Below are 18,762 nucleotides of genomic sequence, written 5' to 3' on the forward strand. Positions count from 1 at the left end.
CCTGTTCAGGGCGGTGATGTCGCTCTGAAATGATATCCCTGTGGAACGGCCAGAATGTAAACCCTTTCTGAACGTGTCGACAAAAATACCTTAATATTTATGTGGTTAGTCGTATTACTGTAAAGATACGAAAAATGCCGCGAGAATCACTTCTCGCGGCCTGAGGTTTACGCAACTAACAGCTGATGGTTTGCCAGCAAGGTGGCCAGATCCGTCTGTACCCCGTTCAGAGTGACCACCGTGGTCGGATCGAACTGGCTGCCCGTTCCGTCGCGGTCGATCTGAATTTCGGTGTTACTGCCGTTCTGCACCACGCGCAGGTAATCCGTAATATTCCCTGCACTGCTGTCCAGAGTGGCGACACCGTTGACATAGCTCGCCGAGGCGGTGCCGGTATATCCGCTGTCGGATAACAGCTCGCGCAGGTCGATACGGTCGGTATCCGCCGTCCCTTCCCAGGTCCCGACGGTAAAGCCGTTAACCTGATCGCTGCCGTTACCGCCCGTGGCGTCAGCGGCGTTGATGAGCTTGTACAACAGCGTGTCGTGCCCGCCGCTGCCAATATTGAAGGTGTCGTTCCCGCCACGGCCTTCGAACTGGTTATCCCCGCTGTTGCCGGTGATCACGTCGTCGAAGTCTGAGCCAGCAATCCCTTCAATATTCTTCAGGGTGGTGGTGTTAAACCCGGTGTCCTGGGCCGTCGTGACGCTCAGGTCCACCGTGATGCCCGCGCTCGCATTGCGGTAATCGACCACATCCATCCCGCCGGTGTTGCTCCAGGTATCGTGATCCGACGTGGTGCTCCAGCCGCCGGAACCGTTGTAGGTATAACTTCCTTCTTCGGCGATAAAGGTGTCGTTATAGCCGGTCCCGGTCAGCGTTCCGCTGTGACCCCCCGTCGCAGCATCGGCGGTTAGCACGTAGCCTTCTTTGCCGTTGCCTGCTTCCAGTCCGTCCCAGGTCACGTTGGCGGAAGCACCGTTAGTGAACTTCACAATCTCTGCGGAGTAGGTTTCATCCGGATTCAGGCCGTAGAAACTGACCAGCGCCGAGCTGTCATTCACCCCGAAACCGGACTGGGCGTTGATGATTTGCGACGCCACCAGCTCACCGCGCGCGTTGTACAGATTCACGGTGTTGCCGTAATAGCTGTTGATGCCTTCGCTATCGACAATACGCAGGTGCATGGCCGTGCCGTCTGCAATGGTCTGTTTGTTCTGCACATAGACCACTTTGCCGTTTTGCTGAGACACCAGCAGATCCTTCGCGCCATCCCAGTTGTAATCCACCGCCGCAATCCCGGTGACATTCACCAGGCCAGTTGCCAGCTGGCTTGACGTCCACGTCGTTCCGTTATTGTTGTTGGTGAACAACGTCGCGGTTTGCGATCCGCCGTAGGTGCTGAACTTGATCACGTCCATTTGGCCGTCACCGTTCCAGTCCACCGCCGCCGACAGATAACCCGCCGTAGCGTTTGAGGCTTCCACCGCACTCTTCGAGGCCGACAGCTGGCCGTTACCGTCGTTGTAATAGATCACACCGCCGGTATTGCCGTAGCTGCTGCCGAGATAGAGATCCATATACCCGTCGCCGTTGAAATCAGCCCAGGTCATCGACGCCGCCGTGGTGGTGTTTGCCGCGTTCACCACAAACACGTTGGTGATGTTTTGCCCGACAGTGAGCGTGCCATTCCCGCCGTTATTGATGACCGTCATCGAGTACGCACCGCTGCGGTTGGTGTGCTGGACGATATCCACGGTGCCGTCGTTGTTAATGTCCACCCCGGAGATTTCACGTCCTGAGTCAAACTGGCCGTAGAAACCGCCTTCCCCGCCGGTTCCATCCGGTGTCAGCGTCCCGTTGTTGTTGATCAGGTAGGTCAGGGAGTCCATCCCGGCATCGCCGTAGGCCATGTCCAGATAACCATCACCGGTCTTGTCGTAGGCAATCACGCCGCCGTACCAGATAGTGGTGCCCATCGCCAGCTGGCTGGCGGTGTAGCTGGTGCCGTTGTAGGTCCACATCACCTGCGTTGAACCGGCGTAGGTGGTCTCGGTGGCGAAAATATCCGCTGTACCGTTTCGGTCGAAATCTGCCGCCGTCTGGCTCACCACGTTATAGCCACGGGTGTTGGTCAGGGCGGTATTGCTGTAGGTCGACATATCGCTGCTGGAATACGAGCGTCCGTTGGCGATGATATTCCACAACCCGCTGCTGTTCATGCCGAGCGTCATGGTGGAGTTGTCGCTGCTGCCGGTGGTGCTGGCCCAGTCGGTATTCACCGAGTCGGTTCCGATGGTCAGGCTGCCGGTAGTGGTGCCTGTCGTGTTGCCGTTACCCGCGCTGCTCTTCACCTGCGCCGTCACGCTGTAGCTGCTGGCAGCCAGCGCATCACCGTCCGGTATCTGCACATACCAGGTGTTGTGATTCGGGTCGACCACCACCGCACCGCCGGTTTCGGAGGTGTAGGTTTTGCCGTTAACCGTGACCACCAGATACTCGCCGTTGGTCAGATCAGCGGACAAGGTCCCGCTCAGGATCGGCGTGGTGTCCGACGTGGTCTGCCCGGTGATCGCCGCCGTAGTGGTCGGAATGCTGGTATCGACGCGCAGCACGAAATCATCGGAATCCGTGGTGTTCCCCGCCGTGTCGGTGACACGCAGCACGTAGGTGTGGTTGCCGTCGATCAGACCGCTGTCCTGGAAGTACCAGCTGGTCGCCCCGTTCATCGTGACCTGACCCAGCTTCACGCCGTCGCGGTACAGTTCGGCAATTTCCCCCGCCGCCAGGGCCTGATTCAGCGTCCCGTTGATCTGTGGCGTGGTGTCATCGGTGGCGACAGACGACCCGAAATCGCTCTGGCGCTCGCCTTCGTTGTCCGTGTAGCTCACCACGGTACCCTGCGTGACAGGCGGTGTGGTATCAACCGTCACCACCTGCTGCGCGGTCGAGCCGACGTTGCCCGCCTCATCGATAATGCGCACCTGGTAGGTGTGGTCACCTTCCGGGAGCACGCGAGGATCGGTGTAGCTCCACTGCGTCTGCGTCACCGTGGCATCGGTCCAGGTGGCACCGCCATCCATACTAATCTGCACGCGCTCGTCGCTGGCAAGCGCTCTGCCAAGCGATCCGCTGACCGTCAGGGTGGTATCGTTGGTGATAAAATCACTCGCGGATTGCCCGGTGTCATCGCTGATGGCATCAACCGTAATGCCGTATTGCGGTGCCTGGGTATCGACAGTCACCACCTGCGAGGTGGTCGCGCCCACGTTGCCAGCCTGATCCACCACGCGAACCTGATAGCTATGGTCGCCATCGCCCAGCGTACGCGTGTCGGCATACTGCCATTGGGTGCCGTTGACCGTGGCATAGACCCAGGTCTGCCCACCGTCGAGACTCACCTGGACAAACTCATTCGCCCCGAGCGTTGCCCCCAGCGTGCCATGCAGCGTGTAAGAGGTTTCGCTGGTCAGGAAGTCATTGTTATCAAAGCCAGTATCGACGGTGATGTTATCCACCGTAACGGTAATCGCCGCATCAGGCGCAATCGTATCGACGGTCACCTGCTGATGAGCGGAATCCCCCACGTTACCCGCCGTATCAATGACGCGTACCCAGTAGTCATAAGTCTGGTTTTGCAGCGTGCGGCCGTCCGCGTAGTACCAGCTATTGCCTACCACGGTGACGTTCTGCCAGGTATTGCCGCCATCCAGGCTAATCTGCACGTATTCGCCGTCCGACAGCGTCGCGCCCAGCGAGCCGTGCAGGGTCAGGGAGGTATCCTGGGTGACAAAGTCACTGTTGCTCAGCCCGGTGTCGTCGCTGATGCTGTCGATGGTGACGGTTTTACTCGCGTCCGGCACCACCGTATCAATGGTCACCACCTGGCTGGTGGTGGCGCTGATGTTGCCTGCGTCGTCAATCACGCGCAGCTGATAGTTGTAATCGCCGTCGGCCAGCGTGCGGCCATCGACCCAGGTCCAGCCCAGGCCGCTCACGCTCACGTTGGTCCAGGTGACGCCACCATCAGTGCTGATTTGCGCGTGTTCGCCGTTGCCCAACGCCGCGCCCAGCGTCCCTTTCAGGGTGATCTGGTTATCGCTGGTAATAAAGTCGCTGCCGGACAGCCCCGTATCCTGGGTCACGGAATCCACGGTAATGGTGGTCGAGGCCGGTGCAGTGAGATCGACCACCACGTTCTGGCTGTCGGTCGCACCCACGTTACCCGCGTTATCCACCACCCGGACCTGATACGTGTAAGTCCCGTCCGTCAGCGTGCGGCCATCGGTATAGCGCCATTGCGTGCCGGTGACCGTCAGATCGCTCCAGGTCACGCCGCCATCAAGGCTGATCTGCGCCTTCTCGTTATTGCCGAGCTGTGCGGTCAAGGAGCCGTTGACGATAACCTGATTATCGTTAGTGATGAAATCGCTGCTACTCAGGCCGGTGTCGTTGTGCAGAGAATCAATGCTGATCCCCATCGACGGCGCGGTCAGATCCACCGTCACGTTATGGCTATCGCTGGCGCTGTTGCCGATGGTGTTGCTGACCTCGGCTTGAATGACATATGCGCCACCGTCGGCCAGAGCGGTCACATCCGCGCTGCCCAGGGTGTATTCCCAGCTGCCGTCGTTTTGAACGGTTGTGGTGTAAGTTTTGCCGTTCAGCGTGAGGGTGACCGTCCGGCCCGCAGGCGCGTCGGTGGTGCCGCTGATCACCAGCGGGGTGCCGTGCTCTGCGGCGTTGACAATGTCATCGTCGGCAAAGGTGTTGATGCTGATGGTCGGCACGTCACCGTTCAGGGTCACGTCATGCGTGGTGCTGCCAGGGTTTCCGGCTTTATCGCTGACGGAGGCGGTAATGGTGTAATCACCGTCGCTCAGGCCGAGGAAATCGCGCCCGGAGACAAACACCGACCATTTACCGTCAGCGTCAACCATCGCCTGATAGCTGTGGCCGTTGAAGGTTACCGTCACCCTCTGGCCCTGTTCGGCGGTCGTTGTGCCGCTGAGGGTTTGCCCCGCCAGCTGTTCGCTATTGTTCACGATATCGTCGCCCGCCACGGTATCAATAGTAATGACCGGCGCAACGGTATCCACCGTCAGGGTATGGGTGGTCTGCCCGCTGTTACCGGCTTTATCGCTTACCGACGCAGTGACGGTTAACGCCCCTTCGTTCAGCGCCGCGAGATCCGTTGCCGGAACATTCAGCGTCCAGGTTCCGTCGCTGGCGATCTGGGCGGTATAGGTCTTGCTGCCCAGCGTGACGGTGACCATTTGCCCCGCTTCCGCGCTGGACGAACCGTGGATCGTCAGCGGCTGCTGCTGTTCGACAGCATTCAGAACATCGTCGCCCGCGAGCGTGGCGACACTGACCACCGGCGGCGTGGTATCGACGCTCACCGTGTGGGTGGCTGACGCACTGTTACCCGCGCTGTCCTGGGCGGAGACGGAGACCTGATAGTGTGCGCCATCTGCCAGCCCCGCGACGTCTGCCGCAGGAACAGTGGTTGTCCAGGAGCCATCGCTCTGGATGTTCGCCGTATAGTTTTTACCATTCAGCGTAACGGTCACCTGCGTCCCGCTGGCGAACTGGGTGCTTGAGCCGCTGATGGTCAGCGCGCTGCCCGCTTCCGCCGCGTTAATCACATCATCGCCGCTGATGGTCGCCACCGTCAGCGAGACAGAAGCGGTGTTCACCACCACGTCGTGCGTCTGGGTGCTGCTGTTACCCGCGCTGTCCGTCACGGTGGCGCTGATGGTCACCGTACCGTCCTGCAACGCTGAAATCACGCTGGCTGGCACACCGACGCTCCACTTGCCGCTGGCATCCACCGTGGTGGTGTACTGCTGGCCGCCGATCGTGATAATGAGCTTATCGCCCACCGCCGCGCCCGTCGCCGTACCGCTGACAATCTGCGCCTGTCCGTGCTCAACGCTGTTGATGACGTTATCGCCAGCCACCGTATTGAAGCTGATAACGGGCGGCGTGGTATCGAGAGTGATCGCCTTGCTGGCGCTGCCTGGGTTTCCGGCGTTATCGCTCACACTGACCTGCACCGAATAGCCGTTATCCGCCATCGCTGCCAGATCGCCCGCCGGAACAGAGAGGTTCCAGCTACCGCCAGCCTCTACCTGGGCGGTGTACGTTTTACCGCCCAGCATGACGGTCACCGTCTGGCCCACTTCTGCGGTAGTGGTACCGGAAATCACAATCCCTGCAGCGGCTTCGCTACCGTTAATGACGTTATCCCCGGCGACCGTATCAATCGTGACGGTCGGCGCAGTGCTGTCGACGCTGTATTCGCGACCCGCCGAGGCGCTGTTGCCGTTGACGTTGGTGACGCTCACCTGCACGCTGGCGTCGCCCTCTTTCAGCCCGTTCAGATCCGCCGATGGCACCGTGACGGTCCATTTCCCGTCCGCATCCACCTGCGCGGTATAGGATTTCCCGCCAAAGGTAATGTTGACCGTCTGATTCGCTTCGACGTTCGTGGTGCTGCCAGAGAGCACCAGGTCCGCCCCTTTTTCCGCCGCATTGATCACATCGTCGGTCGTAATGGCATCGATACTGATCGCCACGTCCGCCAGATCGACTTTCACGTCGTGGTTGATGGAGACCGGATTTCCGGCGCTGCTCTGGCCAGCCACCGTAATAGTGATGTTGCCTGCCGCCAGCGCACCGACGTCTGCCGCAGGAACGGCGGCGCTCCAGGTGCCGTCCGCCAGCACTGTCGCCGGATAGGTTTTGCCGTTGACGGTGACGGTCAGGGCGCTGCCCGCCGGGAGGCCGTCGCTGTCGCCTGTGATAATCAGGTTCTGCCCGTGTTCGATGCGGTTGATCACGTCATCGCCCGCCACGGTATCCACGCGCAGACCCGGCAGGCTGGCGTCGATGGTGATGTCGCGCTCGCCGGAACCGCTGTTACCCACGCCATTGGTGACGGAGGCGGTGACGGTCAGATCGCCGTTGCCCAGCGCCGTCAGCACGTCCGCCGGGACATTCACCGACCAGCTCAGATCGTTCTGCACCGTGGTGGTGTAGGTGTTACCACCAATGGTGACGGTCACGGTGTTGCCCTGCTGGGCGTTCACCACCGTGCCGCTGATGGTCTGGCCCGCCGCCACTTCGTCGGCATTAATCACGTTATCCGTAGCAATGGCGTTGATGGTGACGCCTGGCAGCGCCGTATCCACCTGCAGGTTTGCACTGCCGCTGATACTGTTGCCCACGCCGTTGGTGGCGCTGGCGTTAAGGGTGTAGTTTGCTTCGCCGAGACCCGCGAGGTCGGCTGCCGGTATTGTCAGGCTCCAGCGGCCATCTGCGGCCGTTGTGGCGGTGTACTGCTTACCGTTCAGCGTGACCGTCACCCGTGTGCCTTCGGCCAGGTTTGCGCTGATCCCGTCGACGCTCAGGTCTTGACCTTTTTCTACGGCGTTCAGCACGTTATCGCCGGAAATGGCATTGAAGCCCAGAGACGGCAAACCGGTATCGACAGTTACGTTATGGCTGCCGCTGCCGGTGTTGCCTGCTGCATCGGTGACGTTCACGGAGACCGTCACCGAGCCATCGCTGAGCGCCGAAATCACGCTGGCTGGCACGCCAACACTCCAGTTGCCGCTGGCATCCAGCACCGTGGTGTACGTCTGGCCGCCGATGGTCACAGTCACGCTATCGCCTGCCGCCGCGCCGGTTGCTGAACCACTGATGATTTGCGCCTGAGCATGCTCGGCCACGTTAATGACGTCATCGCCCGCGATGGTATTGATAGTGATCACCGGAACGGTGACATCCACCGTCAGGTTGCGATCGACCGACGCCGGGTTACCGGCTTTGTCAGCCACCGAGGCGTGGATCGTGGTAACGCCGTCCGCCAGGTTCGCCACATCCGCCGCCGGAACGTCCAGCGTCCAGCTACCGTCTGCGCCCACCGTGGTGGTGTAAGTTTTATTGTTCAGCGTCACGACGACCGGCTGGCCCGCTTCCGCCGTGCTGGTGCCGCCGATCGTCAGATCAGCTTGCGCTTCTGCCGCGTTGAGAATGTCGTCTGCCGCAACAGTGTTGATCGTCACGCCCGGCGCAGTGCTGTCGACGCTGTATTCGCGACCCGCCGAGGCGCTGTTACCGTTAACGTTGGTGACGCTCACCTGCACGCTGGCATCACCCTCTTTCAGCCCGTTAAGATCTGCCGATGGCACCGTGACGGTCCATTTCCCGTCCGCATCCACCTGTGCGGTATAGGCTTTCCCGCCAAAGGTAATGTCGACCGTCTGGTTCGCTTCGACGTTCGTGGTGCTGCCGGAGAGCACCAGGTCCACCCCTTTTTCCGCGGCGTTGATCACATCGTCGGTCGTAATGGCATCAATGCTGATCGCCACGTCCGCCAGATCGACTTTCACATCGTGGTTGATGGAGACCGGATTTCCGGCGCTGCTCTGGCCGGCCACCGTAATGGTGATGTTGCCTGCCGCCAGCGCACCGACGTCTGCCGCAGGGACTGCGGCGCTCCAGGTGCCGTCCGCCAGCACCGTCGCCGGATAGGTTTTACCGTTGACGGTCACGGTCAGGGCGCTGCCCGCCGGGAGACCGTCGCTGTCGCCGGTGATAATCAGGTTCTGCCCGTGTTCGATGCGGTTGATCACGTCATCGCCCGCCACGGTATCCACGCGCAGGCCCGGCAGGCTGGCGTCGATGGTGATGTCGCGCTCGCCGGAACCGCTGTTACCCACGCCGTTAGTGACGGAGGCGGTGACGGTCAGATCGCCGTTGCCCAGCGCCGTCAGCACGTCCGCCGGGACGTTCACCGACCAGCTCAGATCGTTTTGTACTGTGGTGGTGTAGGTGTTGCCGCCGATGGTGACGGTCACGGTGTTGCCCTGCTGGGCGTTCACCACCGTGCCGCTGATGGTCTGGCCCGCTGCCACTTCATCGGCGTTGATCACGTTATCCGTAGCAATGGCGTTGATGGTGACGCCTGGCAGTACGGATTCCACGTTAACCGTATGCACCGCGCTCCCGCTGTTGCCTGCGCTGTCGGTTGCCGACGCGCTAATGTCATACAGCGCTTCGCCCAGCGCCCCGACCTGATCCGCCGGAACGGTGGTGGTCCATTTGCCCTCGCCATTAACGATGGCGCTGTAGGCTTTGCCATTGAGCATCACCGTCACCATCGCGCCAGCCGCCAGGCCCGTCGCGGTACCGCTGATCGTCAGCTCCTGGGCTTTTTCGGCGTTGTTGATAACGTCGTCACCGGAGACCGTATCAATGGTTAAGACCGGCGCAGTGAGGTTGACCGCCACGTCATGGGTGGTGGTGTCGCTGTTACCTGCTTTGTCCGTCAGCGTTGCCGTGAGGGTATGATCGCCCGCGATCAAGGCTCCCACGTCTGCGGCCGGAACGCCCACGATCCAGTTGCCAGAGGCATCCAGCGTGGCGGTGTAAGATTTGTTGTTGAGGGTGACGGTCACGACATCGCCCGCTTCAGCGCCCGTCACGTGGCCCGTGACGATCAACGCCTGGCCGTGCTCGGTGCTGTTGATGATGTCATCGCCGGAAAGGATATCGATGGTGAGCTGCGGCACCGTGGCGTCCACCAGCACGTCACGATCGGCGCTCGCCGGGTTGCCCGCTTTGTCGGCCACGGATGCGGTCACGGTGTACTGGCCGTCGCTGATTCCGGCCATATCGGCCGCCGGAACGGTGACGCTCCAGTTGCCCCCCGCCAGAACCGTGGTGGTGTACTCTTTTCCGTTCAGCGTGACGGTTACGGGTTGACCCGCTTCAGCGTTGGTCGTCCCGTTCACCACCAGATCCTGCTGCGCTTCCGCCGCATTGACGATGTTGTTATCGCTGATAATCTCGATAGAAAGTGACGGCGCGGTAGCATCGACGCTGTACTCGCGGCCCGCCGAGGCGCTGTTGCCGTTGACGTTGGTGACGCTCACCTGCACGCTGGCATCGCCGTCTTTGAGACCCACCAGATCCGCCGATGGCACGGTGTACGTCCAGTTGCCGTTGGCATCAACGGTCGTGGTATAGGTTTTGCCCCCAAAGGTCAGGGTGACCGTCTGGTTCGCTTCGACGTTTGCCGTGGTGCCGGAGAGGACCAGATCGGTCCCTTTCTCCGCCGCGTTGATCACATCGTTGCTGGCAATCGCGTCAATGCTGATCGCCACATCCGCCAGATCGACCTTCACGTCATGGCTGATAGAGACCGGATTTCCGGCGCTGCTCTGGCCTGCCACCGTGATGGTGACGCTGCCTGCCGCCAGCGCACCGACGTCAGCCGCAGGGACTGCGGCGCTCCAGGAGCCGTCCGCGAGGACCGTCGCCGGATAGGTTTTGCCGTTGACCGTTACAGTCAGCGCGGAGCCTGCCGACAGGCCGGTGCTGGTGCCCGTCACCATCAAGTGCTGGCCGTGTTCAACGATGTTAATCACATCGTCGCCCGCCACCGTGTCCACGCGCAGCCCCGGCAGATTGGCGTCGATAGTGATATCGCGCTCACCCGTACCGGTATTGCCGTGACCATTCGTGACCGACGCTTCTACGGTCAGATCGCCGTTGCCGATTGCGCTCAGCACATCTGCCGGGACATCCACCGACCAGCTGAGATCGCCTTTAACGGTTGTGGTGTAGGTGTTGCCGCCGATAGTCACCGTAACGGTATCGCCGTTCGCCGCGCCGCTGACTTTACCGCTGAGGGTCTGACCGGTCGCCACTTCCGAGGCGTTGATAATATCGTCGCTGGCGATGGCATTGAGGGTGATCACCGGCAGGGCGCTGTCGACCAGCACGTCGTGCGTGCTGCTGCTGTTATTGCCCGCACTGTCCGTGACGCTGGCCGTCACGGTGTAATTCGCCTCACCCAGCGCGCTGACCGCCGAGGCCGGAACGGTTACCGTCCAGTTCCCGCTGTCATCGGCGATGGCGGTGTATTGGATGCCGTTGAGCGTGACGGTGATCACCGTGCCCTGCGGCTGGTCGCTGGTGCCAGAAAGTGCCAGATCTGCGCCTTTTTCAGCCGCATTGATCACGTCGTCATCGGCAAGCGTGTTGATCGCAATCACCGGTTTTGCGGTGTTCACCACCACGTCCACCGAGTTACTGCCCGTATTCCCGGCACTGTCAGTCACGGAGACGTCGATAGTCCAGGTTCCGTCTGCCAGCCCCTGAATCACGGAGGCAGGCAGGCCCAGGCTCCAGTTGCCCGCCGCATCCACTGCGGTGGTGTAATTCACGCCGTCAATGGTGACGGTCACCAGATTGCCTGCGGCCGCGCCCGTCACCGAGCCACTTAAAATCTGCGCCTGCGAGTGGGCGGTGTAGTTCACGGTGTTGGTGTCGGTGACAAAATCATTAATCGTCACCTGCGGAACCGTAGCGTCGACCAGGCCGATTCGATCGGTGCTGGCGCTGTTTCCGGCCACATCGCTGACGCTCGCATTGATCGTCACGTTGCCGTCGGCGAGGGCACCCACATCGGCGGCAGGAACGCTCAGCTGCCAGCTGCCGTCATTCTGCACAATCGCCTGATAGGTTTTGCCGTTCAGGGTGAGGGTCACGGTCTGGCCCGCTTGCGCGCTGGTGCTGCCGCTTAAAATCAGATCCTGCTGCGCTTCTGCAGCGTTGATGATGTTGTCGTCGGTCAGGTTGTCGATAGCAATCGTCGGCGGCTGAGTGTCCACCGTGATCACGCGTGACGCATCGGCGCTGTTGCCGCTGGTGTTGGCTACGCTCACGCTAACCTGCGCGCGCCCGTCGCTCAGCCCGTCCATCGCACTGGAAGGGACCGTCAGGCTCCAGGAGCCGTCCTGCTGTACCTGGGCCGTGAAGGTCTGATCGGCAAATTTCACTACCACCGTCTGGCCCGCTTCGACGCCCTGCGTCTGGCCGGAAAGGGTGAGATCCGCCGCTTTTTCGGCGGCATTCAACATGTCATCAAGGGTCACCGTATCGATGGACACGGCGACAGGAGAGAGATTCAGTTCAATGGGATGTTCAGCAGAAACGGTATTGCCCCACTGATCCTGCGCGCTGGCCACAACCAGAATATCGCCCGCGGTCCAGTTTTGCAGGTCAGCCGCCGGGACACCGATCTGCCAGCTGCCGTTGGCGGCAATGACCGCCGGATAATCGATATTGTTGATGGTGACGGTCATCTGTGAGCCTGGCGCCAGATGGCTGCTTGAGCCGGTGACAGTCAGATCCTGATGCTGCTCGATGGCGTTAATAACGTCGTCGCCAGAGATGGTGTTGACGCGCAGGCCCGGCAACGCGGCGTTGATATTAATATCGCGCTCGCCGGTGCCCGTATTGCCGTGGGCGTTGGTCACCGATGCCGTGAAGGTCAGATCGCCGTCGCCAAACGCGTTCAGATCGGCGGACGGAATCAGTACTTTCCAGCTCAGATCGTTGCCGACGATGGCGGTGTAGCTTTTGCCGCCGACGGTAATGGAGACGGTGTCGCCCGCAGCCGCACCAACGACGCGGCCACTGAGCGTCTGGTCAACGGCGACTTCCGCATTGTTGACCAGATTATCGCCCGCAAAGGTATTGATGATCACCTGCGGCAGCGCCGTATCCACCAGCAGCATGGCGTCCGCGCTGCCGACGTTGCCCACGCTGTCCGTTCCGCTCACGCTCACGGTGTAGAGGGTATTCGCCAGATTCAGCACGTCAGTCACCGGCACCTGCACCGACCAGACGCCGTTCTCCACGGTGGCCTGGTAGCTGATGTTATTCAGGGTTACGGTTACCGCGCTGCCGTTCGGCAGATTACTGGTGCCGCTGAGATCGAGTGGCAACATCGCTTCCTGAGCGTTCAGCACGTTGTCCTGGCTGATAGGGTCGATCGTCAAGTCAGGTGCTGCACCGCTCAGGGTAAAATCGTGAGTGGCATTCCCGGTGTTACCGGCCGCATCCGTCACCGCGACGGAGAGCGTAAAGTGACCTTCGCCGAGCGCACGGATGTCGTTCGCCGGAACGCCCACGCTCCAGCTGCCATCGGCTTGTACGACGCCCGTATAGTGCTTACCGCCCAGCGTCACGGTAACCACGTCACCTTCGGCTGCGCCGCTCGCGCGACCGGAAATAATCTGCGCCTGCCCCTGCTCATCGGCATTGATCACGTCATCGCCCGCGACGGCGTTCACCGTCACGACAGGGGCTACGGTATCGACGCTGAAATCAGCGGTGGTGGAGGTGGGATTTCCGGCTTTGTCGTTGACGTTTACCGTGACCGTATGGGAACCCTCAGCGAGTGCGTTGACGTCGCTGTTATTCAGGGTCAGGGACCATGTGCCGTCACTGCCGACGGTGGTGGTGTAGTTTTTGCCGTTGAGGGAGACCGTGACAATTTGCCCGGCCTCGGCGTTGGTTTTACCGCTCAGCGTTAATGGCTGGCCGTGCTCGGCGGCGTTGAGAATGTTGTCCTGCGAAATGGCATCCACGGAGAGCGTCGGCGCGTGGGCATCCACGTTCAGCGTCTGATTTCCGGTGATGGTATTGCCCACCGCGTCTTTGCCGGTCACGGTGACCGTCCAGGTGCCGTCCGCCAATGCCTTCGCATCAGCCGCCGGAACTTTGACGCTCCATGCGCCGTTCGCGCCCACTTCAGTGGTGTAGGTCTTACCGTTTAGCGTGACGGTCAGGTCGGTGCCCTGCGCGAGATGTTTGCTGCTGCCGGACAGGGCAAATCCTGCGGACTGCTCGCTGGCATTGATGACGTTATCTCCGGCAGTGGTGCTCAGCGTTACGCTGGCATCGGCGGTGACCACATTCACGGTGATGCTGCCCGCAGAAGTCGTTTTGCTGCCGTCGATTTGCACTACCGACCAGGTGTGTTCGCCGTCGGCTTGCGTCGGCAGTTTTACCGTCCAGGTGCCATTGGTGCCGACCATCGCGCTGGCGATGGTGTTGCCGCTGCTGTCCTTGATCTGAATGGTCGCGCCCGGCTGGCCGGTGCCGCTAAAGGTCGGGGTGTTATCATCCGTGACCTCTTTTGCGCTCAGCACACCCTGCTTGTCACCCTGTTTATCCGTCACGAGGAAGGTCGGCGTCGCGCTTTCGACCTCTTTGGTGTTGTCGATGACTTTGGTTTTGGTGTCGCCATCACCGCCGTGCGCCAGCAGCGCGCCAATCGCCCCGCCGCCTAACGCGGCCCCTGCGATCCAGCCCCACGGGGCATCGCTTAAGCTACTGGCCTGCTCCAGGAACGGCTCGATGGTGGAAATCGGCGTGGCCTGCGCGCTTAACTCCACCGCCGCCATCCCCGCGGCCTCTTCCGTCTCTGCAAAGGTGATATGAGTCAGTTCCTGCTGGTCGTTAAACACCAGTTCGGAATGGTTTTTACCCTCTGGATCGTCGAGAAAATAGTTATTGCATCGAATCACGCTGCCATCTTTCATGTAAATCAGCAGATCCTTACCCTGGCGCATATAACGTGCGACATCCTGGGCGGATCCGTGGATTTCAATGACACTGGGTGCAGAAACAGATACCGAGAGATTTCCCTCTCCGGTCAATACTGTTTTCTCAGCGGTTTTGCGAATAATGACATCGACAATCTTAGCGTTACTCATATTTCTCTCCTTGCAGGTACACGGGTGCCTGTGAGTATTTCTATCCTGAGGATGTGACTATCCCCGGGAATGAAAATCTCCCATTCTTCTTGAACTTATATCCGCAGCGTCAGCCGCGTTTCTCTAACTTAAATCAGGTAATTTGGCCGCAGCGTTTTTTTCAATTCCAATACGTTGCATGAGATTATCAACGGCTGACGCATAATTAACTGCACTCGCCCAGCTATCATATTCTGCTGATATTTTGGAGGAGGTTGCCTGCCAGACATCTTGTTCGACGCTCAGGAGATCGTTAATACTTCGCTTACCGAGGGTATATTCATTTTTATAAACTTCCCGGGCGCGTAACGCATTTTCCAGCTGGACATTTCCGGCCTCCATTCGGCCACGCGCCCCGCTCCAGTCTGCCATTGCGACTGAGGCCTTTTGCAGGACATCAAAACGAGCCTGATCCACCTGCGAAGCGGCCATAGCACGCGCCCCTTCAGCCTGGCGAACCCTGGCGGACACCGCCCCGCCCTGGTAGAGAGGGGCATCAATATTCAGCTGGATCTGGTCGTCCCAATAGGAGCGGTTATCCGATTCATAGCGCGTTCTTCCCCCTTTCAGGCTCAGGGTCGGCCAGTGCTGGGATTTCGCCCGTTCAATGCCGTACTGGGCAGAACTCTCCATGGTTCTCGCCGCCAGAACGGAGGGGATCAGCGTGTAGTCAATGCTATCAAGGGAATCCTGCTGCACCTCAAGCGTGGCCGGTAACGGGGAGAGCTGTTGTGCATCAATCCCCGTCAGAACCGACAGCCTGGCGCGGGCACTTTTCAGCGCCGCGTTGTATTGCTCAAGGGTTGCCTGCATTCCCGCCACGCGGGTTTGCGTTTGCAGCTCATCAGAGGTGGAGCTAAGGCCCGCGCTAGAGCGTAATTTCGCCAGCTGTTGCACATTTTTCAGGGCCAGGATGTTCTCCTGCGCGGCTTGGGTCAGGTCTGTATAGCGTTTCACATCCACATAGCTCAGCGCGGTTTTCTCTGCGACCGACGATAACGTCGCCATCAGCTGATACCGATAGCTGTCATGCTGGGCGGAAGACTGGCTGATCGCGCTATTGGTTTTGCCAAAGTCGTACACGAGCTGCGTCAGGCTCAAGCCCCACGCCGCCGAATTTTTCAGCGAACCGCTGGAGTCCGTCGTCTGGCTATGGCCCGTATTGCCGTTCAGTGAAATTTGCGGCATCCACCCGCTTCGGGCTTCATCAATCTGGGCCTGACCAATCCCCATCTGAGCGGCTTGCTGGCTCACGGAGGGATCGCGATCGAAAGCAAAAAGAATGCTCTCTTTTAATGACGTGCGTGCGACGGGAGCGCTGCCAATCGTCCCGTTATTTGCCATCGATGAGGACATCGTGGCCGCAAATAAAACAAGGGCGGCAGGTATCTGGGTATATTTAAACGCTCTCAAGATAGATCTCCCTTACTATTCCACCCCTGAGGATGGTGTATATCGTTTTCTTCGCCTCCCCCACTTAGCCAGTGGTAAAAATCTTACACGTAAGAATTTTTCAACGTTTAATGAATGTGCGAAAAAGCCTAAGCACCAATTTTCACTAACGGAAATCAGTAGCAGATAATCGTTTTTAAGAATTTACTTATTCAACATTTCTTAACGGCGAGCATAACAAAATGTCTTAAGTGGAACTATACCCACAATGTTAACAAGGTGTTAATGCTAAGAGAAAAAATGCGGTTTCCAGACAAACCGTGAAAATAGGGCCTAAATCGGCCTGGAATAAACGCATTGTTATTTAAGAAATTATTTAAAATACCTACCTGTACATTTTTGCGTTTATTTCTCAATGAATATGACACAAAGATTTTCAAAGAAATGTCAGTTTTAGTGCCGTGGTTATTATTTAAACAACAAAGAAAAAATAATCCCTTAAGAAACAGGATACTGCGCCATCAATTGTTAATAATCGGCATTTAACACCAGTAATTTCTTTATAAGCAGTCATTCAATCTAAATGTGAAAAAATAAACAGAACAATAACAATATAACAGGTGAATTATTAGCACATTCTGGATAACTCATTACGTTTATTCATCAATCGATGGCATCAGCCCCAAAAAGGCAATAAAAAACCCGCAGGGGAATCTGCGGGTTTTACCGTTTCGACGCGCGTTGTGCCGGATTAGCTCTCCTTATCCTTCTCCACAATCAACGGCTCGATATCGCTCTCTTTCTTGATCACCAGCGAATCATCCCCGCGCAGGCAGGTGCCGCCGTAGTTGCCGCCGACGGTAAAGGTGCAGACCTGGATGTATTTCCCGTCCACTTTCGGCAGGCACCACAGCTGCTGGTAGATATTTTTACGATCCGTGAATTTACCGCTGGATTTATCCAGCAGCTCCTCTTCGGCGCTGATCAGATCGATATTGCTGCCGCAGCGACCGGCGATAGGTTTCACCGCATAGCCGGTTTTGGTGAGCAATTCGTTGACCTCGAAATCCGTATCCAGCAGATAACGGTGATTCGGGAACAGCTGCCACAGCACCGGCAGAATAGCTTTGTTGCCGGGGATCACGGTCCACAGCGGTTCAAATACCAGCACTTCCGGGCGCAACAGCACGTCAATTAAACGCACCTCTTGCTGGGGATGACCGGTGCGAATCGGCACAGCGGCGTATTCGGTTTCGCTCACTTCACGCACCTGCTCGATCGCCGTTTCCCACGCCCAGGTTTTCCAGACACAGTTCACCGCGCGACCTTCGTTATCGATAAGCTGCCCTGCCGCATCCCAGCTCAGCGCTTCCAGACCGTGCAGAATTTTGGTGTCAAAACCCGCCTGCATCAGCGAGCGCTGGATAAAGAGCGCGTGATAATCCTCTTCGATATCGTTGTCCTGCATGATATGCACGAACGGACGCGCGTGGCTGTGTTTCCACGCGCCGGTCAGCTCTTCGAGCAAGCCTTCCGCCGGGTTATGCCCGGTGCCGCGATAGCCATTTTTCACCCACTCTTCGAGGATCAAACCGCCTTCCGTATGGCAGGAGGCGGAATCGGCGTTGTACTCGTACACCTTCAGCCCGCGCTCATCCATACAAAAATCCATACGACCGGTGATCATATGGTGACGACGCCACTGCCAAGAGAGGCGCAGGCGCGGCCAGAGGATTTTCGGGATGTCGAAAAGCGCGAGTAAGTTGTCGTCTTTCAGCACTTTATCGGTGGCGTGGAGATACATCAGATGCAGCTCGTTGGTGGCTTTGATCAGCTCCTGCTCGGCACTTTCGGTGATGGTGAAATACTGGCAGGGATCTTTATTGATCACATGTCCGTTGGCGCGAACGTAAGCCTGCTGCAGAGCATCCTTTTCGTTGAGCCATTTCCCGTCGAACTGGCGTTTGTTGGGCAGTCGCGCCCCGCTGATTTTCAGCTGTTCACCGCCGATTTCCGGCTGCGGCAGGCTGTGCTCTGTGTCGTCGGTCTGGATCATCCAGCCCAGAATAGTGGTATCCGTGAAGGTGTCGTGCAGGGTGTAGCAGCCTTTTTCGACGGACAGGCGCAGCTCGCGCGTCCACTGCTGCCCGACCGGCAGCGGCGAATGGAGGACGTTCTGCTCGGCAATGCGCACTTTATCGCCCATCAGCTGAGTGATAACGGCCACATGGCCGGTCTCATGAAACTCCCCGCCCTTTTGCCAGATGAGCAGCGAACCGGCTTTTGGCGCGCGTTTCGAACCGTTGGCAAACGCCTGCAGCGGCAGGATGGTGTCGTTCACCACGGCGCGCAGGAAGCGCAGGGAGAAGATCTCCCACGCCATGCCGACGTCGGTAAATACCATGCCGTAGTTGAGGAACAGGAAGCGGCGCGCGAACTCTACGCACTGCCATTTGTGGCCCATGTATTCGTTGCCGATATAGCTACGAAACTCCGCGTCTTCGGGGTACTGGCGCGGGTCAAGACTGCTGTAGTTCGAGGAGTAAATTGCCACGCCACCCGGCGCATAACCTAACAACGTCCCAAACGGAGCGTCACTGCTTTGCTTTCCATTATTTCGCATGAATCCAACCTAAAAAGGCAGGCGGCAAGATGATGAGGGTTGTCGTCTGCGTGTTGACATGAATCAGACAGAAGAGGATTTATCATACACCTGATAAAGGGACAATTCACAGTGCGAGCCGGGCGC

At 58.9% G+C, this 18,762-nt stretch carries 3 protein-coding genes; all 3 read right to left on the bottom strand.

The annotated features are described in order from the left end of the window. Positions 1–167: 167 nt before the first annotated feature. Positions 168–14,582 carry an Ig-like domain-containing protein gene (locus tag ABIE11_RS13190; protein WP_429184662.1) on the bottom strand — a complete coding sequence of 4,805 codons (14,415 nt, stop codon included), beginning with the start codon at positions 14,580–14,582 and terminating at the stop codon, positions 168–170. A 123-nt stretch (positions 14,583–14,705) separates the two neighbouring features. Continuing rightward, positions 14,706–15,965 (bottom strand): TolC family outer membrane protein, encoded by a 1,260-nt coding sequence (locus ABIE11_RS13195; RefSeq protein ID WP_228483243.1) that lies wholly within the window; start codon positions 15,963–15,965, stop codon positions 14,706–14,708. Between the two features lie 799 nt (positions 15,966–16,764). Then, entirely contained in the window at positions 16,765–18,636 is a 1,872-nt protein-coding gene (gene gss, locus ABIE11_RS13200; RefSeq protein ID WP_429184663.1) for a bifunctional glutathionylspermidine amidase/synthase, read from the bottom strand. Positions 18,637–18,762: the final 126 nt, after the last annotated feature.

The sequence above is a fragment of the Lelliottia sp. 489 genome (assembly GCF_050435885.1).
Taxonomy (GTDB): domain Bacteria; phylum Pseudomonadota; class Gammaproteobacteria; order Enterobacterales; family Enterobacteriaceae; genus Enterobacter; species Enterobacter nimipressuralis.

Excerpts from the sequence above, each read along its gene's own strand:
- ABIE11_RS13190 (WP_429184662.1), bottom strand. The coding sequence starts at position 14,582 with ATGAGTAACGCTAAGATTGTCGATGTCATTATTCGCAAAACCGCTGAG.
- ABIE11_RS13195 (WP_228483243.1), bottom strand. The coding sequence starts at position 15,965 with ATGGCAAATAACGGGACGATTGGCAGCGCTCCCGTCGCACGCACGTCA.
- gss (WP_429184663.1), bottom strand. The coding sequence starts at position 18,636 with ATGCGAAATAATGGAAAGCAAAGCAGTGACGCTCCGTTTGGGACGTTG.